General features: G+C 64.0%; 2 protein-coding genes. Both read left to right on the forward strand.

All coding sequences use genetic code 11. The annotated features are described in order from the left end of the window. On the forward strand, window positions 1-292 hold a 292-nt coding region (locus tag EOA22_RS26330), incomplete at its 5' end, for an SDR family oxidoreductase (RefSeq protein WP_127390324.1). 730 nt (window positions 293-1,022) lie between these two features. Further along, window positions 1,023-4,062: helicase-related protein (locus tag EOA22_RS26335; protein WP_127390325.1), on the forward strand; the 3,040-nt coding region annotated here is incomplete at its 3' end.

Below are 4,062 nucleotides of genomic sequence, written 5' to 3' on the forward strand. Positions count from 1 at the left end.
CAACTATTCCGCCGCCAAGGCCGGCGATATCGGTTTCAGCAAGGCTCTCGCCCAAGAGGGGGCGCGCGCCGGCATCACTGTCAACGTCATCTGTCCCGGCTATATCGCCACCGAGATGGTCAAGGCGATCGACGAGAAGGTGCTCAACGAGCGCATCATTCCGCAGATTCCTGTCGGCCGCCTCGGTGAGCCCGAAGAAATCGCGCGCTGCGTCGTCTTCCTCGCATCCGAAGATGCCGGCTTCATCACCGGCTCGACCATCACGGCCAATGGCGGCCAGTATTTCGCCTGACGACGGCGATGTAGGCGCAGAGATCGACGGGCCGGCGCGCCGGCCCGTTTTTCGTTTGCGCCATGGTCCCTTCGAAGTGACAGCACGGCTGCTGACCCAATCCGGCACGCAGAGGTTAACAGCGGCCCGGCCGGCCTGTGCGAAACCAGCTTCCAAGCCTGTGGATTCTCGGTGGATAAGCTGTTCACAACACAAGATATTGAGGTGAACAAAACGGGAAAATTCCGCCATCGCTGATTCGTCGCCGATTCGTTCCGGCTTTGAGCTGAACGTTAACGACGACAGCCGGAATCCCCTGCCAATTGCTTAACGCAGATTAAGAAAGATCAACAATTTCATAACCTTGGTCGAGGCACGCCAAGCCATTGTGATCGTTTATCGGCAAAGGTTAATGGCAATGCCCTCTTAGCACGAAACGGGCCAGTTCAGCGATTCAGCATGTGGTGCGTCTCGTGGTCGCGAAATCCACATATAGCCGTGAACAAAAGCTGAACCTGCAGGAGTCACTGATTCGTCGCCGATTCGTTCCAGACTCGTTCTATCCGTTAATCCGCATTCTGATTGAGAGCTTGACGGAACCACCTTCTGGCTGCCGACGGAACATTCCGCTTTCGCTTCGCGCCCGAAATCCCTATGTGTCGCCTGTCATACGCGCCCATTTGAGGCACGCTCCCGACAACCAGAGGCCAGAAGCCTTATCTCCAGGTCCCGGAAGCCTTATTCTAGGTTGATGAACATCCAGCCCAAACACACTGAGCCGCTGATCCTGTCGGGCCGCGACGTGACCGCCGTGCTCGGGCCGACCAACACCGGCAAGACCCATCTCGCCATCGAGCGCATGGTGGCGCATGAGAGTGGAATCATCGGCCTGCCGCTCAGGCTTCTGGCGCGCGAGGTCTACGCCCGCGTCTGCGAAAAGGTCGGCGCCCACAAGGTTGCGCTGATTACCGGCGAGGAAAAGATCCAGCCACCGGGCGCCAAATATTCGGTCTGCACCGTCGAGGCCATGCCGCGCGAGACCGACGCCGCCTTCGTCGCCATCGACGAGGTGCAGCTCGCCGGCGACCTCGAGCGCGGCCACATCTTCACCGATCGCATCCTGCACCTGCGCGGCCGCCAGGAAACGCTGCTGCTGGGCGCCGCCACCATGCAAAGTATCCTGCAGCGCCTGCTGAGGGGTGTCTCGGTGGTGACGCGGCCGAGGCTGTCGCATCTTGCCTATGCCGGCTCCAAGAAGCTGACCCGCCTGCCGCGGCGCACGGCGATCGTCGCCTTTTCCGCCGACGAGGTCTACGCCATCGCCGAGTTGATCCGCCGCCAGCAGGGCGGTGCCGCCGTCGTGCTCGGCGCGCTCTCGCCGCGCACCCGCAACGCCCAGGTGGCGCTGTTCCAGTCCGGCGATGTCGACTACCTCATCGCCACCGATGCCATCGGCATGGGTCTCAACCTCGATCTCGACCACGTCGCCTTCGCCCAGAATCGCAAGTTCGACGGCTTCCAGTACCGCAATCTGACGGCGGCCGAGCTTGGCCAGATCGCCGGCCGCGCCGGCCGGCATCTGCGCGACGGCACGTTCGGTGTCACCGGCCAGGTCGACCCGCTGGACGAGGATCTGATCAAGAAGATCGAAGGCCACGACTTCGACCCGGTGAAGGTGCTGCAATGGCGCACCGCACATTTCGACTTTGCCAGCCTCGACGCGCTGAAGCGCTCGATCGAAACCAACGCCCCGGTCGAGGGACTGACACGGGCATTGCCTGCCGTCGATGCACAGGCGCTCGAGCATCTGTCGCGCGACGAGGACATCCGCGCACTCACCACCAATGCCAAGCGCGTGGCGCTGTTGTGGGAAGCCTGCGCGCTGCCCGACTACCGCAGGATCGCGCCGGCCCAGCATGCCGACCTCATTGCCTCGATCTACACGGACCTCGCACGCCACGGCCATGTCGACGAGAATTATATGGCCGAGCAGGTTCGCCGCGCCGACACAACAGAGGGCGACATTGATACGCTCTCGCATCGCATTGCCCAGATCCGCACCTGGACATTCGTGTCGAACCGGCCCGGCTGGCTGGCCGATCAGGCACACTGGCAGGAAAAGACGCGCGAAATCGAAGACAGATTGTCGGATGCGCTGCATGAGCGGTTGACGAAACGCTTCGTAGACCGCAGGACTTCCGTCCTCATGCGGCGCCTTAGAGAAAATACCATGCCTGAAGCCGAAATTAGTCCTACCGGAACCGTCCTTGTCGAAGGCCACCATGTCGGCGAGCTGCAAGGGTTCCGCTTCACCGCCGACCAGACCGCCGGCGGCGAAGACGCCAAGGCGGTGCGCACCGCTGCCCAGAAGGCGCTGGCCGCCGAGTTCGAGGCGCGCGCCGAACGCTTCGGCGCCTCGGCCAATGGCGATATCGCGCTCGGGTCGGATGGCACGCTGCGCTGGATCGGTGCGCCGATCGGCACGCTTGTATCAGGCGAAGACGCGCTGAAGCCGCGGCTGGTGCTGCTGGCCGACGAACAGCTGACCGGCCCGGCGCGCGACAAGGTCGCCGCGCGTGCCGAGCGTTTCGTCAATTTCCAGATCGAGTCGCTGCTGAAGCCGCTGGTCGACTTGAAAAACGCCGACCAGATTTCCGGCATCGGCCGTGGCATCGCCTTCCAGCTGGTCGAGAATTTCGGCCTCATCAACCGCCGCGACATCGCCGAGGAGATGAAGTCGCTCGACCAGGAAGGCCGCGCAGCCCTTCGCCGGCTTGGCGTGCGCTTCGGCGCCTACCATGTCTTCGTGCCGGCGCTGATCAAGCCGGCGCCTGCCGGGCTGGTGACGCTGCTGTGGGCGCTGAAGAACGACGGCAAGGACAAGCCAGGTTTTGGCGACGTGGTCCATGCGCTCGCCTCGGGTCGCACCTCGGTGGTCATCGACCCCGCCTTCGACAAGACCTTCTACAAGCTTGCCGGCTACCGCAATCTCGGCCGTCGCGCCGTGCGCATCGACATCCTGGAACGGCTGGCGGATCTGATCCGCCCGGCGACCAACTGGAAGCCCGGCCTCGGCCAGCGCCCGGACGGCGCCTATGACGGCCAGTCCTTCATGGTGACGCCGCCGATGATGTCGATCCTCGGCGCCACCGCGGACGACATGGAAGAGATCCTCAAAGGTCTCGGCTACCGTGCCGAGCCGAAGCCGGCCGTCGAGGTCAAGGCGCGGCTCGAAGCACAGGACAATGCCGCGCGCGAAGCAGCGATGGCGAAGCTTGCGGCGGAAGAGGCTGCACGAGCCGAGCAGACCAAGGCGGCGGACGCCGCAGCAGAGGCAGCAGTCGAAGGGTCGGAGCCGGCATCGGACGCAGTGGCCGTTTCGGAAACGGCGACCGAAATGACCTCCGACGCCGCGGCGGAACCTGCTGCGCCTGCCGTGGGAGAACAGGCGGACGCTCCGGTCGAAACCGTGCAAGACGAAGCGCCTGTTGCCGAGGCTGCTGCTGAACCGGCACCGGTTGAACCGCAGGCAGAGGCTGAAGCTGCCGAGACTGAAGCCGCAGCGGCAGAAGAAGTTGCACCGGCCGAGCTGGTGTCAAATGCCGCGCCGGCAACGGACGCCGCGCCGGACGAACCCGTGACGGTGACTGAAGCAGCCACCGGGGAACCCGCCCCGGAAGCCGAAGCGCCAAAACCCATCCTGTTGTGGCGTCAGGGTCGTTTCGAACAGCGCCCGCGCAACCGCGACGACAACCGCAGGACCAATCTCCCACGCACCGGACAAGCGCGCG

The sequence above is a fragment of the Mesorhizobium sp. M7A.F.Ca.US.014.04.1.1 genome (assembly GCF_003998745.1).
Lineage (GTDB): Bacteria > Pseudomonadota > Alphaproteobacteria > Rhizobiales > Rhizobiaceae > Mesorhizobium > Mesorhizobium ciceri.